The sequence below is a fragment of the Flavobacterium melibiosi genome (genome assembly GCF_048158545.1).
GTDB lineage: Bacteria > Bacteroidota > Bacteroidia > Flavobacteriales > Flavobacteriaceae > Flavobacterium > Flavobacterium melibiosi.
The window spans coordinates 26346-40878 of record NZ_JBLNKU010000015.1 but is presented as its reverse complement, the minus strand read 5'-3'; the positions used below and the strand labels follow the sequence as shown (position 1 = coordinate 40878).

Annotated in this window: 12 protein-coding genes; all 12 read left to right on the top strand. The window is 33.8% G+C overall.

The features are described from left to right. Nucleotides 1–164 precede the first annotated feature (164 nt). Nucleotides 165–1838: a dihydroxy-acid dehydratase gene (ilvD, locus tag ACM55F_RS16030; protein ID WP_039108086.1), complete on the top strand. Its 1674-nt coding sequence runs from the start codon at nucleotides 165–167 to the stop codon at nucleotides 1836–1838. A gap of 147 nt (nucleotides 1839–1985) precedes the next feature. Beyond that, a complete protein-coding gene (ilvB, locus tag ACM55F_RS16025) occupies nucleotides 1986–3680 on the top strand; it encodes a biosynthetic-type acetolactate synthase large subunit (RefSeq protein WP_416854842.1) in 1695 nt (564 codons plus the stop codon). A gap of 4 nt (nucleotides 3681–3684) precedes the next feature. Continuing rightward, nucleotides 3685–4206, top strand: coding sequence for an acetolactate synthase small subunit (gene ilvN, locus ACM55F_RS16020; RefSeq protein WP_416854841.1), 522 nt, complete (start codon nucleotides 3685–3687; stop codon nucleotides 4204–4206). Nucleotides 4207–4325: 119 nt separating this feature from the next. Continuing rightward, complete coding sequence (gene ilvC / locus ACM55F_RS16015; RefSeq protein WP_416854840.1) at nucleotides 4326–5795, top strand: ketol-acid reductoisomerase; 1470 nt, start codon at nucleotides 4326–4328, stop codon at nucleotides 5793–5795. A 482-nt stretch (nucleotides 5796–6277) separates the two neighbouring features. Beyond that, nucleotides 6278–8185, top strand: a complete 1908-nt coding sequence (gene acs, locus ACM55F_RS16010; protein WP_416854839.1) for an acetate--CoA ligase — start codon at nucleotides 6278–6280, stop codon at nucleotides 8183–8185. Nucleotides 8186–8353: 168 nt separating this feature from the next. Next, on the top strand, nucleotides 8354–9484 hold the full coding sequence (locus ACM55F_RS16005; protein ID WP_416854838.1) for an NAD(P)/FAD-dependent oxidoreductase: 1131 nt from the start codon (nucleotides 8354–8356) through the stop codon (nucleotides 9482–9484). Continuing rightward, the gene (locus ACM55F_RS16000) at nucleotides 9485–10231 is read left to right on the top strand and encodes a methyltransferase domain-containing protein (RefSeq protein ID WP_416854837.1); all 747 of its coding nucleotides are present in this window, start codon (nucleotides 9485–9487) and stop codon (nucleotides 10229–10231) included. Between the two features lie 50 nt (nucleotides 10232–10281). Then, nucleotides 10282–11334 (top strand): type III polyketide synthase, encoded by a 1053-nt coding sequence (locus ACM55F_RS15995; RefSeq protein WP_416854836.1) that lies wholly within the window; start codon nucleotides 10282–10284, stop codon nucleotides 11332–11334. Nucleotides 11335–11366: 32 nt separating this feature from the next. Beyond that, nucleotides 11367–11858, top strand: a complete 492-nt coding sequence (locus ACM55F_RS15990; RefSeq protein WP_416854835.1) for a 3-hydroxyacyl-ACP dehydratase FabZ family protein — start codon at nucleotides 11367–11369, stop codon at nucleotides 11856–11858. 357 nt (nucleotides 11859–12215) lie between these two features. Next, nucleotides 12216–13535 (top strand): beta-ketoacyl-[acyl-carrier-protein] synthase family protein, encoded by a 1320-nt coding sequence (locus tag ACM55F_RS15985; protein ID WP_416854834.1) that lies wholly within the window; start codon nucleotides 12216–12218, stop codon nucleotides 13533–13535. A 93-nt stretch (nucleotides 13536–13628) separates the two neighbouring features. Next, nucleotides 13629–13886 (top strand): acyl carrier protein, encoded by a 258-nt coding sequence (locus ACM55F_RS15980; RefSeq protein WP_416854833.1) that lies wholly within the window; start codon nucleotides 13629–13631, stop codon nucleotides 13884–13886. 29 nt (nucleotides 13887–13915) lie between these two features. Further along, nucleotides 13916–14401 carry a 4'-phosphopantetheinyl transferase family protein gene (locus ACM55F_RS15975; protein ID WP_416854832.1) on the top strand — a complete coding sequence of 162 codons (486 nt, stop codon included), beginning with the start codon at nucleotides 13916–13918 and terminating at the stop codon, nucleotides 14399–14401. The last annotated feature ends 132 nt before the right edge of the window (nucleotides 14402–14533 follow it).

Below are 14533 nucleotides of genomic sequence, written 5' to 3'. Positions count from 1 at the left end.
AATGAAAATCGTAACTATTATGTCTTCAATTATTAATGTCAATGTGGTAATCACATATGCAGTAGGAATGTTATAGATATAATTAAAAAAATATTTAAAACCTTCCAATTATTTTGGAAGGTTTTTTTTTGGAATAAATTTAAAAATACAGAAACAATCATATAATGGAATTAAATAAATACAGTAAAACAATCACCCAAGACGAAACACAACCAGCTTCTCAAGCGATGTTTTACGGAATTGGTTTGACAGAAGAGGATCTTAAAAAAGCGCAGGTAGGAATTGTGAGTATGGGTTACGATGGAAATCCTTGTAACATGCACTTAAACGATTTGGCTAAAGATATTAAGACTGGCGTCTGGAAAGAAGATTTAGTGGGTTTGATTTTTAATACTATTGGTGTAAGTGATGGTATTTCTAATGGTAATGATGGAATGCGTTTTTCTTTAGTTTCTCGTGATGTAATTGCAGATTCTATTGAAACAGTTATGGGAGCGCAATGGTATGATGGTATGATTGCTGTTCCAGGTTGTGATAAAAATATGCCAGGGGCGTTAATGGCTATGGGTAGAGTAAATCGCCCTTCTATTATGGTTTACGGAGGATCAATTCACCCAGGAAAATGGAAAGGTGAAGATTTGAATATTGTTTCTGCTTTTGAAGCATTAGGAAAAAAATTCAGCAATTCTATTACACCTGAAGATTTCAAAGGAGTAATACAAAATGCTTGTCCAGGTGCAGGTGCTTGTGGTGGAATGTACACTGCTAACACCATGTCATCAGCAATTGAAGCATTAGGAATGAGTTTGCCTTACAGTTCTTCTAATCCTGCTTTGAGTCCGGAAAAGAAACAAGAATGTGCTGATGCTGGTAAAGCAATCAAAATATTACTAGAAAAAGATATTAAGCCTAGAGACATTATGACTCGTAAAGCATTTGAAAATGCAATTACGATGGTAGCAGTTTTAGGAGGTTCTACAAATGCAGTGATGCACTTAATTGCAATGGCTCACGCAGTAGGTATTGAACTCACATTAAAAGATTTCCAGGATATCAGCGATAAAACACCATTATTAGCCGATTTGAAACCAAGTGGTAAATATTTAATGGAAGATTTACATAATGTAGGAGGTGTTCCAGCAGTAATGAAATATTTATTAAAAGAAGGTTTCTTACACGGTGAATGTTTGACAGTAACAGGAAAAACAATAGCTGAAAATTTAGCTTCAATTCCTGATTTACATGATGGCCAAGAAGTAATTCATGAAATCCAAAAAGCATTAAAAGCTACTGGAAATATTCAAATTCTATACGGAAACTTAGCTTCAGAAGGTTGTGTGGCTAAAATTAGCGGAAAAGAAGGAGAGTTTTTTGAAGGTACAGCAGTAGTTTATGAAAATGAAAAAGATGTTATTAAAGGTATACAAGGAGGTGAAGTTAAGCCTGGAAACGTAGTGATTATTCGTTACTGTGGTCCAAAAGGTGGCCCTGGTATGTCTGAAATGTTAAAACCAACATCTGCCATTATGGGAGCTGGTTTAGGAAGTACTGTCGCTTTGATTACTGACGGACGTTTCTCTGGAGGTTCTCACGGTTTTGTGGTAGGACACGTTACTCCAGAAGCCTATGAAGGTGGAGGAATTGCTTTGATAGAAAACGGTGATGTGATTACAATTGATGCTGTGAAAAATACTATCAACATGAAAATATCTGACGAAGAATTGGCAAAACGTAAAGCCAACTGGGTTCAACCAGAATCACCAATTAAACAAGGAGTGTTACTTAAATATATGCGTTCGGTCTCCAGTGCCTCTGAAGGATGTGTAACCGATAAATAATTCCCTAACTCCCGAAAGGGAAATAATAATAGGGTTTGGACTTTTATTTGAAAGTAAAAAATAAGAATACTATATCAATCTCGACTAACTTTCTTTTGGAGAGCCCCGAAGTTTCGGGAGGGATGAGGAAAAATAATAAACGTACCCATGGGAACAAATAAAATATCAGGCGCAGAAGCCGTTATTAGATGCTTATTAGAAGAAGGAGTAGACTTGGTTTATGGCTATCCAGGTGGTGCCATCATGCCGGTTTACGACGAATTATATAAATTTCAAGATCAATTACAACATGTTTTAGTACGTCACGAGCAAGGTGCAACTCATGCCGCTCAAGGATTTGCAAGAGCAACAGGAAAAGTTGGAGTGGCAATAGCTACTTCAGGCCCTGGAGCAACAAATCTTGTAACTGGAATTGCTGATGCTCAGATTGATTCCACTCCGATGGTTTGTATCACAGGTCAGGTAGGAAAACATTTATTAGGTTCAGATGCGTTTCAAGAAACTGATATTATTGGAATTTCGACTCCGGTTACCAAATGGAATTATCAAATTACAGAGGCACATGAAATACCTGAAATTATTGCAAAAGCATTTTATATTGCAAGATCAGGTCGTCCAGGTCCCGTTTTAATTGATATTACAAAGAATGCGCAATTTGACGAAATTGAATTTAGTTATAAAAAATGTACCAGCATTAGAAGTTACAATCCAAAGCCAACTTTAGATATTGAAAAGGTTAAAGAGGCTGCGGAACTAATTAATAATGCAAAAAAACCATATATCGTTTTTGGTCAGGGAATTATCCTTGGTGAAGCCGAAGAACAATTAAAAGCATTAGTTGAAAAATCAGGAATTCCTGCCGCTTGGACTATTTTAGGACTTTCGGCATTGCCAACAGATCACCCTTTGAATGTAGGAATGTTAGGAATGCACGGAAATTACGGACCTAATTTATTAACAAATGAATGTGATGTTTTGATTGCACTTGGAATGCGTTTTGACGACCGTGTTACAGGAAATTTAGCTACTTATGCGAAACAAGCTAAAGTAATTCACTTTGAAATTGATCCTTCCGAAATTGATAAAAATGTAAAAACAACTGTGGCTGTTTTAGCTGATGTCAAAGAATCGCTGACTGCTTTACTTCCTTTAATCAAAAGTAATACACATGAATCTTGGCACAATGAGTTCAAGGAAATGTATAAAATTGAACTGGAAGCGGTAATCAATGAGGAGTTAAAACCTAAGAAAGAAGGAATTTCTATGGGGGAAACTATCGAAATGATTAACAAACATTCTAAAGGTGACGCAATTATGGTTTCGGATGTGGGGCAACACCAAATGTTTGCTTGCCGTTATGCCAAATTCAATTCTACAAAAAGTAATGTAACTTCCGGTGGTTTAGGAACTATGGGATTTGCTTTACCGGCTGCTATTGGTGCCAAAATGGGAATGCCAGAACGTGAAGTGGTTGCCATTATTGGTGATGGTGGTTTTCAAATGACTATTCAGGAACTAGGAACTATTTTTCAAACTAAAGTTCCTGTGAAAATTGTGGTCTTGAACAACGAATTTTTAGGTATGGTACGTCAGTGGCAACAATTGTTTTTTGACAAAAGATATGCTTCTACTGAAATGATCAATCCTAATTTTATAGCGATTGCTGAAGGCTATTATATTAAAGCCAAAAAAGTGACCAAAAGAGAAGATTTAGATGCGGCCGTTGCTGAAATGATGGCTTCAAAAGAATCGTACTTCCTTGAAGTTATGGTAGAAAAAGAAAATAATGTATTCCCAATGATTCCAACAGGAGCATCGGTTTCTGATATGCGATTAAGTTAATATTATGGAAAATAAAACATTCACCATTTCTGTTTATTCAGAAAACAACGTTGGCTTATTAAACAGAATATCAGGAATATTCTTGAAACGCCATATCAATATTTTAAGTTTAAATGTATCCGAATCAGAAATTGAAAACGTTTCCAGATTCATCATTGTAGTGGACACAACTGAAAAATGGGTGCGAAATATTGTAGGTCAAATCGAAAAACAAATCGAAGTAATCAAAGCCTTTTATCATGTTGATGAAGAAACTATTTTCTTGGAAAGTGCTTTGTTCAAAATAAATTCGAGTTTGTTATTTGACGAAAGACAAATACAAAATATCATCAAAGAAAGTCATTCAGAAATCGTTACCGTATCAAGAGACTTTTTTGTAATTTCAAAATCAGGAAGACGTTCTGAGATTGAAGAATTATACGAAAAATTAAAACCTTTCGGAATCATGCAATTTGTACGTTCAGGAAGAATATCGGTTTCCAAAGAAAAAATGGAAATATCAACTTTATTAGAAGAGCTTTCTTAGAAAGTGTTCAGTGTTCAGTTTTGAGTATTCAGTTTTGTAACATTAAATAAACCGGAATATTCAATTCTTTAAATTTTTAAATTAATTATAAATTTCACATTCATTAAATATTAAAAAAAATGGCAAATTATTTCAATTCATTACCACTTAGATTACAATTAGAACAATTAGGCGTTTGCGAATTCATGGATCAATCAGAATTTTCAAATGGCATAGCAGCATTAGCAGGAAAAAAAGTAGTTATCGTAGGTTGTGGAGCTCAAGGTTTGAACCAAGGTTTAAACATGAGAGATTCAGGTTTAGATATTTCTTACGCATTGCGTGCAGAAGCAATTGCTCAAAAAAGAGCTTCTTACATGAATGCTGCTGATAATGGTTTCAAAGTGGGAACTTATGAAGAATTAATTCCAACTGCTGATTTGGTTTGTAACCTTACACCAGATAAGCAACATACAGCTGTAGTAACAGCAATCATGCCTTTGATGAAAAACGGTTCAACATTAGCGTATTCTCATGGTTTTAATATCGTGGAAGAAGGAATGCAAATTCGTAAAGACATCACAGTTATTATGTGTGCTCCTAAATGTCCAGGATCTGAGGTACGTGAAGAATATAAAAGAGGTTTTGGTGTACCAACTTTAATCGCAGTTCACCCTGAAAATAATCCAAACGGTGAAGGTTTTGAACAAGCAAAAGCGTATGCAGTTGCTACTGGAGGACATAGAGCAGGGGTTTTGAACTCTTCATTTGTAGCTGAAGTAAAATCGGATTTAATGGGAGAACAAACCATTCTTTGTGGAATGTTACAAACAGGTTCAATTTTATGTTTCGACAAAATGGTTGAAAAAGGAATCGAGCCAGCTTACGCTTCAAAATTAATCCAATACGGTTGGGAAACTGTAACTGAAGCTTTGAAACATGGTGGAATTACAAATATGATGGATCGTCTTTCTAATCCTGCAAAAATCGAAGCTTACGAAATTTCGGAAGAATTGAAAGATATCATGCGTCCGTTATTCCAAAAACATCAAGACGATATCATTTCTGGAGAATTTTCAAGAAACATGATGATTGACTGGGATAATAATGATGTTAATTTATTGACTTGGAGAGCTGCAACTGCAGAAACTAACTTCGAAAAAACGGCACCAACAGCAGCTCATATTTCAGAACAAGAATATTTTGATAATGGTGTTTTAATGATTGCCATGGTTAAAGCGGGAGTAGAATTGGCTTTCGAAACAATGACACAATCAGGAATCATTGAAGAATCAGCTTACTACGAATCTTTACATGAATTGCCTTTGATTGCTAATACAGTAGCAAGAAAAAAATTATATGAAATGAACAGAATCATTTCGGATACTGCAGAATATGGTTGTTATTTATTTGACCATGCTTGTAAACCGTTATTGACTGATTTCATGAAAACTATTGACACAAATGTAATTGGAAAATCTTTTTCTACTTCAAATGGTGTTGATAATGCGGTTCTTATTGCAGTAAATAAAAGTATTCGTCAACACCCTATTGAAGAAGTAGGAGAGTGGTTGAGAGAATCTATGACTGCTATGAAAAAAATAGGTTAATAAAAATAGGAATTACACACATAAGAGGGTGTGTTGGGATTTGCATTATATCATTTGAATCCATAATATTTTGAATTAGTAAGCACTTATTAAAAGAAAAAGAGATATGGATGCATATTACATTCACTTAACTTCGAATGAGTTCGAAAGTTAAGTGAAGTAATTCCTTTCTAAAATAGAATTAGGTACTACTTTTTAATATCTGAATTTACTTTTTGAGAGGTTTCAATTGCTATTATAATAATGCATATTTTTATTAGTAAAATTATTGTTGTTAAATTTTGTTGAGATAAAAGGCGGGGTAGATATTCTATCTCGCTTTTTTTGTTTGTATCAAAATTTTAAAAAACAGTAAAAAACGAACAAATTATCATTAAAAAGTTATTTTTTTTATTTAATATTTAAATTTATATAGGAATTTATAATTTAAATAATATTAAGAATAGCTTGAGATTTAATACTTTTATAAAAAATTAAAAAACATGAGCTACTATAAAATTGATAATTTAGAACAATATTTTAAACATTATAATAAATCAGTTCGTGAGCCCAGAAAATTTTGGAGCAAAATAGCAGAAGAAAATTTTACTTGGTACCAACAATGGGATAAAGTTGTCGATTTTAATATGGCTGAAGCCGAAGTAAAATGGTTTACTGAAGCTAAAGTGAATATGACCAAAAACTGCATCGATAGACATCTTGCTAAAAGAGGTGATAAAACTGCTATTATTTTTGAACCTAATGATCCTACAGAAGTTGCTTTACATATAACCTATAATGAATTACACCAACGTGTTTGTAAAATGGCAAACGTATTGCGTGAACAAGGCATAAAAAAAGGAGATCGTGTTTGTATTTATTTACCAATGATTCCTGAACTTGCTGTAACAACTTTGGCTTGTGCCAGAATTGGAGCCATCCATTCGGTTGTTTTTGCAGGATTTTCGGCTTCGGCAGTTGCAACAAGAATTAACGATAGTGAATGCAAAATGGTCATCACGTCAGATGGTGGTTACCGTGGTAATAAAACTATTGATTTAAAAGGAATAATTGATGAAGCATTGACAATTTGTCCTTGTGTTTCAAATGTTTTAGTGGTTAAAAGAACGAATACTTCTGTAGATATGAAAGAAGGTCGTGACCAATGGTTGCAACCTCTTTTAGACGAGGCTTCAGATAACAATGTTGCTGAAATCATGGATGCCGAAGATCCATTGTTTATCCTTTACACTTCTGGTTCTACTGGTAAACCAAAAGGAATGGTACATACTACAGCAGGATACATGGTTTATACTGCTTACACGTTTAAAAATGTTTTTAATCATGAAGAAAATGACATTTTTTGGTGTACCGCTGATATAGGCTGGATTACTGGACATTCTTATGCTTTATATGGTCCATTATTGAATGGTGGGACAACTGTTATTTTTGAAGGCGTTCCTTCTTATCCTGATTTTAGTCGTTTCTGGGAAATTATCGAAAAACATAAAGTTACCCAGTTTTACACTGCACCAACGGCTATTCGTGCTTTAGCAAAAGAAAGCTTAGAATATGTACAAAAATTCCCTTTAAAATCATTAAAAGTAATCGGTTCAGTGGGGGAACCCATCAACGAAGAAGCTTGGCACTGGTATAATGACCATGTTGGAGATAAAAGATGTCCCGTTGTGGATACGTGGTGGCAAACTGAAACGGGTGGAATTATGATTTCTCCAATTGCCTTTGTGACGCCAACTAAACCTACTTACGCTACTTTGCCATTACCAGGGATTCAACCGGTATTAATGGACGAAAAACGGAATGAAATTGAAGGCAATCAAGTGGTAGGTAGCTTATGTATTAAATTCCCGTGGCCTGGAATTGCCAGAACCATTTGGGGAGATCATCAACGATACAAGGATACGTATTTTTCGACCTTTCCAGGTAAATATTTCACTGGAGACGGCGCTTTACGTGATGAAGTAGGCTATTATAGAATTACAGGTCGTGTAGATGATGTGGTTATCGTTTCAGGACACAATTTAGGGACAGCTCCTATTGAAGATGCCATTAATGAGCATCCGGCAGTAGCGGAGTCAGCCATTGTAGGCTTCCCTCATGATATCAAAGGAAATGCCTTATATGGTTTTGTAATTCTAAAAGAAACCGGAGAAACTAGAAATAAAGAAAATCTTATTAAAGAGATTAATCAACACATAACGGATCACATTGGTCCAATTGCTAAGTTAGATAAAATTCAATTTGTTTCCGGTTTGCCAAAAACTCGTTCCGGAAAAATCATGCGTAGAATTCTACGTAAAATAGCCGAAGGAGATTATTCGAATTTTGGAGATATCACAACATTGTTAAATCCTGAAATTGTAGAAGAAATAAAAGAAGGAAAATTGTAAATTAATTAAAAGCTGTTTGTAATAAAACAGCTTTTTTTTTGAATTATGTCCCGTCCTGAAATAACGATACACAAATAACCATCGTTATGGAAGCAAATATTAATTATGTAAGTTTTTTATTAAATAATATAGCTGCGTTCCCAAACAAATCCATAAATTTACTTCAGTATGAAAAATAAGGAAGTCTTAATTATTGGTGGTGGCTTAGCAGGATTAACTGCTGCAATTCATTTATCCAAAATTGGATTTCAAGTTATTGTAATTGAAAAAAATGAATTTCCAAAACATAAAGTTTGTGGAGAATATATTTCTAATGAAGTATTGCCTTATCTCAATTGGCTAGATTTAAAAATAGCTAATTTATATCCTGCAACGATTACAAAACTTGAATTTTCGACAGTTAACGGAAAGACAATTAAAAGTACTTTGCCTCTTGGTGGATTTGGAATTAGTCGCTATACGCTGGATGAGTATTTATATAAAAAAGCAATTGCAAATGGTTGTAAAATTATTCAGGATTTAGTTGAAGGAATAGCTTTTGAAGATGAAGCATTTATCGTAACAACTTCAAATAATACTATTTTAAAAGCTAAAATTGTAATTGGAGCTTTTGGTAAACGTTCTATTATTGATCAAAAACTAAATCGTAATTTTATTCATAAGAAATCACCATGGTTGGCTGTCAAAGGGCATTATTCAGGAGATTTTCCTAGTGATTTGGTTGGATTGCATAACTTTAAAGGCGGTTATTGTGGTGTTTCAAAAGTAGAAGGTGATGTCATTAATATTTGTTATTTAGCAGATTACGAAACTTTCAAGAAGTTTAAAAACGTTGAAGAATATCAAAATAACGTCGTTTCTCAAAACCCACATTTAAAAACAATTTTCGAAAAAAGTAATTTGCTTTTCGAAAAACCATTAACAATAAGCCAAATTTCTTTCGGAAAAAAGCAAGCAGTTGACAATCATGTTTTAATGATTGGAGATACCGCCGGATTAATCCATCCTTTGTGTGGAAATGGAATGGCAATGGCTATTCATAGTGCTAAAATTGTTTCGGAATTAGTGGAGAAATATTTCAATAACGAAATTAAATCCAGAAATGAACTAGAAGAAAAATACAGTAAGGAATGGAGTTCTAATTTTGGTCAAAGACTAAAAATAGGGAGATTTTTATCGAATCTTTTGCAAAAGCAAAAACTCTCAGGTGTATTAATGCGTATATTGATTGCATTTCCGTTTTTATTACCGAAAATTATAAAAAAAACGCATGGGAAACCTATAATTTTAAGTTCATAGATGTTTATAAACACCAAATACAGAACTGATCAGCCTGAAACTATGGATGATTTTGCCATGGAAGGAGAAATCTTGCGTGATGCATTAGATAAAATAGCCAAAATCAATCAGCTTTTAGGAGGGAACCAGCTAACTTTACAAGGCGTTCAGGATTTGATGGGGAATATTTCAAAATCAAATGAAATTGTAATTGTAGACGTAGGTTGTGGCAATGGTGACATGTTGCGAACTTTAGCTGATTTTGGATTAAAAAACAAGCTAAAATTCCAGTTAATAGGCATTGATGCCAATAGTTTTACAATTAGTCATGCGCAAAAATTATCTAAAAATTATGCTAACATTAGCTATCGTTGTGAAGATATATTTGATAAATCATTTAATGAATTAAAATATGATATTGTACTGTGTACTTTAACATTACATCATTTCAAAGACGATGAAATTATTTATTTATTAAACATGTTTTATACGAATTCAACTATTGGAATTGTTATTAATGATTTACACCGAAGCGCAATAGCCTATCGGTTATTTCAGGCATTGTGTTTCGTGTTTCGATTGAATGACATGTCTCGTGAAGACGGATTAACTTCAATTTTAAGAGGTTTTAAAAAAGAAGAGTTGATTCACTTTTCTGAAAAATTAAGTTTTAAAAACTATAAAATTCATTGGAAATGGGCTTTTCGCTATCAATGGATTATAAAAAAAGACAAAGCGACAATAGACATAAAGATAAAAGAGGCATAAAGTTTAAATCTATTATCTATCTGCCTTTCATTTAAAAGTCTTAAAAAAATATGAGTGTAAAAATCAAAACCGTAACAAAACAGCTACCAAAATATTCCAGAACAACTGAAGAAATCATCCCTTTTTTGGATGCTTGGCTCGTTGGGCAAGATGAGCGTTTCATTAGAAAAGTAAAGAAAATTTTTGAAGGAGCAGCTGTTGATAAACGGTATTCCATAATGGATCCAATCGAAGTGTTTACCAAAACTTCTTTTGAGGAAAGAAATGATATTTATGTTCGTGAAGTCATCGATTTAGGTGAAAAAGTTTTAGAAAAAGCGTTAAAGAAAGCCAATTGGAATCCCGAAGATTTGGACTATATAATAACGGTAAGTTGTACCGGAATTATGATTCCGTCTTTAGATGCATATTTGATTAATAAATTAAAATTACGTCAAGATATAGTTCGGCTTCCAGTAACTGAAATGGGTTGTGCGGCAGGAATTTCAGGAATTATTTATGCTAAAAATTTCTTGCAGGCCAATCCCGGAAAACGGGCTGCTGTAATTGCAGTTGAAAGCCCAACAGCTACATTTCAATTGGATGATTTTTCAATGGCTAATATTGTAAGCGCAGCTATTTTTGGCGACGGTGCGGCTTGTGTTTTGCTTTCTTCCCATCAAGATGAGGAAGGCCCAGAAATTTTAGCGGAGGAGATGTATCATTTCTATGATAATATTCACATGATGGGTTTTAAACTCACGAATTCTGGTTTGCAAATGGTCTTGGACATAGAAGTTCCAGAAACGATTGCTTCTCATTTTCCGGATATAATTTATCCGTTTTTAGAAAAAAATAAGTTACAAATTGAAACTATTGATCATCTTATTTTTCATCCCGGCGGAAAGAAAATTGTTCAGACTGTAGAGGCTTTGTTTTCCAGTTTAGGAAAAAATATTGACGATACTAAAGAAGTATTACGCTTGTATGGAAACATGTCAAGTGCTACTGTTTTGTATGTATTAGAACGAATTATGGACAGCAAACCCCAAAAAGGAGAGAAAGGATTAATGTTGAGTTTTGGTCCGGGATTTTCGGCACAACGGGTTTTGTTACAGTTTTAGCTCCCTAACCCAAATGGAGGAATAGAAAAAGTATGAGAAAAGAAGAAATTATATCAAAATTACCGTATTCTAAGCCGTTTTTATTTGTGGACGAAATCCTTCAAATCGATGAAAATGGGGTGGAAGGAACTTATATTTTTGATGAAAACCTTGATTTTTATAAAGGACATTTTAAAGAACATCCGGTAACTCCAGGAGTGATTTTGACGGAAGTTATGGCTCAAATTGGACTGGTTTGCTTAGGCATATTTTTATTAAATGATAAATTTAGTAAAACTACTTCAATTGCTTTAACATCAACAGAAATAGAGTTTTTAAAACCTGTTTTCCCAAATGAAAAAGTGATTGTGATTTCGGAAAAAATATATTTTAGATTTGGAAAATTAAAATGTAAAGTAAAGATGATTAATGAAAGAGAGGAAATAGTTTCCATGGGAACAATTGCAGGAATAATCCTCGCCCCTCCCGATCCCGAAGCGTCGGGACGGGACTCTCCAAAGGAGAGGGAGCCAAAACCGGATTAAAATAATTATTGTGTCATTGCAAGGAACGAAGCAATCCCATTTGTTGCTCTCATTATGTGATTTGTTTCAGCTATTTAATTCGTTCGAGTCCAATTTCATTAAGGATAAAATGATAAATTTGATTGCAGATTTTTGATTAACGATTTTTGATTTCAGAAGTGCGAGCCCCGTATAATCGACTATTTTTTATTTATTAACACAAAATCTTAAATCAAAAATCGTTAATCTACAATCAAAAATCCCTTAACCTTAATGACCTTGTCAGCGAACTGGTGAAGCAAAGGAGAGGGAGCCAAAACTGGATTGGAACAATATGTTAAAATTGTCATTGAAATTGTCATTAAAATTAAATTTTATATGGAAAAACGTGTTGTAATTACAGGACTTGGTGTTCTTGCTCCAAATGGAGTAGGACTTGATACTTTTACTCATGCCATAAAAAATGGAATTTCGGGAATTAAGCACGATGCCGAATTAGAAAGATTACAATTTTCCTGTCAAATTGCGGGGAAACCTGAAATTTCGACTGAATTAGCATTGCAGTATTTTTCGGAATTAGAGTTGAGGAATTTCAATTCAACGGGAATTTTATATGGTGTAATTGCAGGAATTGATGCTTGGAAAGATGCTGGTTTACCTTTGGAAATCAATGAAGAACCAGATTGGGATAGCGGAACTATTTTTGGAACAGGAACCTCTGGAATTGATAAATTTCGCGAAAGCATTTATAAAATCGATGATTTTCAAACCCGTCGATTAGGGAGTACAGCCGTGGCACAAACTATGAATAGTGGCGTGAGTGCTTATTTAGGCGGGAAATTAGGATTAGGAAATCAAGTCACGACCAATTCTTCGGCATGCACAACAGGAACCGAAAGTATTTTGATGGCGTATGAGCGTATAAAATCAGGGCAGGCAAAACGCATTTTGGCTGGAAGCACGAGTGATTCTGGACCCTATATTTGGGGTGGATTTGATGCAATGAAAGTCTGTACTTTTAAACATAATGAAAATCCGGAACAAGGCTCAAGGCCAATGTCTGAAAGTGCTTCAGGGTTTGTTCCAGGAAGTGGAGCAGGGGCTTTAGTCTTGGAAGATTTAGAAAGTGCTTCGGCACGAGGTGCTAAAATCTATGCAGAGGTTTTGGGTGGAAATGTAAATTCTGGTGGCCAACGCGGTTTAGGAACTATGACCGCTCCAAATCCCATAGCAGTTCAAAAATGTATTAAAAATGCTATTGAAAATGCTGGAATTTCTGCTAATGATATTGACACTATAAATGGACATTTAACAGCCACATCAAAAGATAGTTTGGAGATCCAGAATTGGAGTGAAGCTTTAGGAAGAAAAGGAAAAAATTTCCCCTATATAAATTCATTGAAATCAATGGTTGGCCATTGCTTATCAGGAGCGGGAAGTATAGAAAGTGTGGCTTCGGTATTGCAAATATATGAGGGATTTATTTTTCCGAATATAAATTGTGAAGATATAAATCCTGAAATTACAGCAATAATTGATGAATCGAGAATACCACAACAACTGATTGAAAAAGAATTGAATATTGTTGCCAAAGCCAGTTTTGGTTTTGGAGATGTGAATGGATGTGTGATTTTTAAGAAATTTAAATCCTATCCCCAACCCTTCCCAAAGGGAAGGGGGCCGAATCCGAAAACATAAGTATTATTTATAAAAATCTATTTGTAAATTAAGCTTAATAAAAATAAACGACCTAGCTTTTAAGTCTTTACGAGCTAAAAAAATAAAAAAACTATGAATAAACAAGAAACGATCGAGCAATTAAAAGCTATTGTAAAGCCTTATATTCAAAACCAAGAGGCATTTGATGCACTTACTGAAGATACTGATTTTATCAATGATTTGAAGATTAATTCTGCTAATTTAGTAGATGTTATTTTGGATATCGAGGAGAAATATAACATTATAATCGATAATGAATCAATGGAACAGATGGTTAACGTAAAATCGGCATTGGGAATTATTGAAACTAAATTATCCGAGAAAAATTAGTGAATTAACGGTGAAAAAGTCAGTAAAAAATGATTGGAAATGACATTGTAGATTTGGCTTTGGCCAGAAAAGAAAGTAATTGGAAACGAAACCGATTTTTAGACAAAATCTTTACTGTAAAAGAGCAATTACTCATTATTGATACTGAAAATCCTGAAATAATGGTTTGGAATTTATGGTCCCGAAAGGAAGCTGCTTATAAAATTTACAACAGACAGACGAATATTCGTGGCTATTTTCCTTTGCAACTAGAATGTTTTTATGAAAGTGAAACTTTAGGAATAGTTTGCTGCAATGGAAATATCTATCATACACAAACTATAATTTCAAGTGACTGTATCTATACGATTGCAGTTGTAAATAAGGAATATTTTAATGAAATAAAGACTTTAGATTCTAAAGCTAAAATTAGTAAAATAAACGGAATTCCTTTTATAATTGACGAATTGACGAAAATTACAAAGCACGTTTCAATTTCTCATCACGGGCGTTTTTGGAAAGGAATTACAATGTGATGATGATTCTCTTTCAATTTAGTTGATTTTACAGTTAATGGAATTTTTATTTCTGTATTGTTTTAAATCTTTGAACAGCAAAAAGTTTCATTCATTCAAAATCTAAAAAAACAAAATTGAAGTTTTAAAAGG